At 65.0% G+C, this 1,998-nt stretch carries 3 protein-coding genes; all 3 read right to left on the minus strand.

The window, feature by feature from the left end; genetic code table 11:
- The coding region (locus QWZ14_RS16775) for a Bug family tripartite tricarboxylate transporter substrate binding protein (RefSeq protein ID WP_290317918.1) at positions 1-473 on the minus strand (473 nt) is incomplete at its 3' end.
- A gap of 45 nt (positions 474-518) precedes the next feature.
- Complete coding sequence (locus QWZ14_RS16780) at positions 519-1,385, minus strand: tripartite tricarboxylate transporter substrate binding protein (protein WP_290317919.1); 867 nt, start codon at positions 1,383-1,385, stop codon at positions 519-521.
- A gap of 121 nt (positions 1,386-1,506) precedes the next feature.
- Positions 1,507-1,998, minus strand: a 492-nt coding sequence (locus tag QWZ14_RS16785; RefSeq protein ID WP_290317920.1) for a TauD/TfdA family dioxygenase, incomplete at its 5' end; no start/stop codon positions are given.

Below are 1,998 nucleotides of genomic sequence, written 5' to 3' on the forward strand. Positions count from 1 at the left end.
AGCTCCGGCACCGTTCGTGCCGGCACCTCTGGGTGGATTGCCAGCAGGTTGGGCAATTGCCACAGGCCGGAGACGAAGGTGAAGTCCTTTGCTGGATCGAACGGCAGGTCGGGGCGGAGCGTCGGCGCAATAGCATGAGAGGCGATGCCGCCAAGGCCGATGGTGTAACCATCCGGTGCGGATTTGGCGATCGCGTCCACGCCGACGTTGCCGCCGGAGCCGCTGCGGTTCTCCACGAAGAACTGGTGGCCGGCGAGTTCCGTCATTTGAGCACAGTAGACGCGGGACAACGTGTCGGTCGGTCCGCCTGGCGGATAAGGATTGATGTACCGGACCGCGCGATCGGGCCAGTTGCTTCCCGGATTGGCTGCCGCCCGAAGCGGCGTGATGAGGGTGGCCGCAAGCGCCAAGCTCAAGCGCCGCGAGAGCGACCCTGAATCGGTACCCTTGATTTCTGTCCTTCTCTTTCTCATGCGGTATCCCCTCGACCAGCGGAACCAATGCCGCCGCTCCAGCCGTCAGCGGGTTGCCAGCGCGGCCACGTTGCGTTTCCAGCGGCGGAGATCCTCCGCGAGGAAGGTGGCGAACTCCTCAGTGTCGAGGAAGGCGGTTTCGCCTCCGGCCTTGGCTGCGGCATCACGCACTTCCTGGTCCGCAGTTGCGTCCTTGGCCGAACGCGCGATGGCCTGGATCACCGCCGAAGGCGTGCCAGTCGGCGCGTGCAAGCCGTACCAGCTTACGATGACAAGATCCGGGTAGCCGGCCTCAGCGATGCTAGGCACCCCGGGGACGAGTGGGGAGCGATCTTCGCTCGTGACCGCGAGGCCGCGAAACTGCCCGCCCTGGATTATGGCCATGATGGCGCCGAGGGGCAGCACGCTGACCGCCAATGTCCCATTCAGAAGGTCGGTCATGATGGGTGGTGCGCCGCGATAGGGGACTAGAGTAAATTCGAGTCTTTCCTTTCGGCGCAGAAGCTCCATGGCCATCGATTGCGGGGCGCCCGGCCCACTGGTCCCGACGGGCAAGCCGGCGTGCAAGCGCGCCTGTGCCACAAAGTCGGACAGCGTCCTGAATGGAGACACCGCCCGCACGACAAAGAGGTTTGGGGTCGTCGTGAGACGCGCGACGGGCTGAAGCTCGCCGGAGTGCCAGGTGAGCTGCTGCTCGAGCAGTGGATTAACGACTAGGTAAGTGGCGCTGGCGAGTAGGGTGTATCCATCCGCGGGCGACTTGGCGACATGATCAGGGCCGAGATTGGCGTTGGCGCCAGGCCGATTCTCGACTACCACCGGTTGACCGAGCCGCTCACCCATCTTCGCGGCAACGATCCGCACCATGACGTCCACGCCGCCGCCGGCCGGGTAAGGCACGACGATCCGCACCGGCCGTGACGGATACGGCTGTGCGGAAGCGGGCACCGCAGTACCGGTCAGGAGAGTGACGCCCAGCGTAGCGGCTGTCCTAAGCAGAACCCGCCGAATGGAGTTGCGCACAACGGCGTTCCTACACCGGTTCGAGCGGCGCGGAAAAGGGCACGCCTGATACCCGGATGCCGTCCGGGCGCCCGCCACCTGTCGCTCCTTGATAAGACGAGGTGAAAACCGGCGGCAGGCTCGGCCCGTCATTGCAGGCGAGCCAAAGCCGCAGCAGGTGGCGGCGCCGTTGGGGCTCCGGCCAATCCACGTAGCCTGTACGCGAATGCAGGATCCAGTGGTTACACAGGAGTTGCACGTCGCCTGGCTTGAACTCCATCATCAGCCGGATCTTTGGATCTGCCGCCAGGGAGTCGAGCAGGTCCATGGCTTCCTCCTGCTCCGGCCTTAGCTGCGGCACATCCAGCATGAGCTGCGCCTTCCGGATTGCGCTCCTGACATAGGCGACGACCATGCGCCCGTCCCAGGGGGAGAAGATGGGCAGGCCAAAGTACCGCTCCCTGCCTTCTGGGATCTCGCCCCACCGCGTGTAGTGGGCAGGTTCCAGAAGTACGCGCGCGAG

Source organism: Paeniroseomonas aquatica (assembly GCF_030409335.1).
Classification (GTDB): Bacteria; Pseudomonadota; Alphaproteobacteria; order Acetobacterales; family Acetobacteraceae; genus Belnapia; species Belnapia aquatica.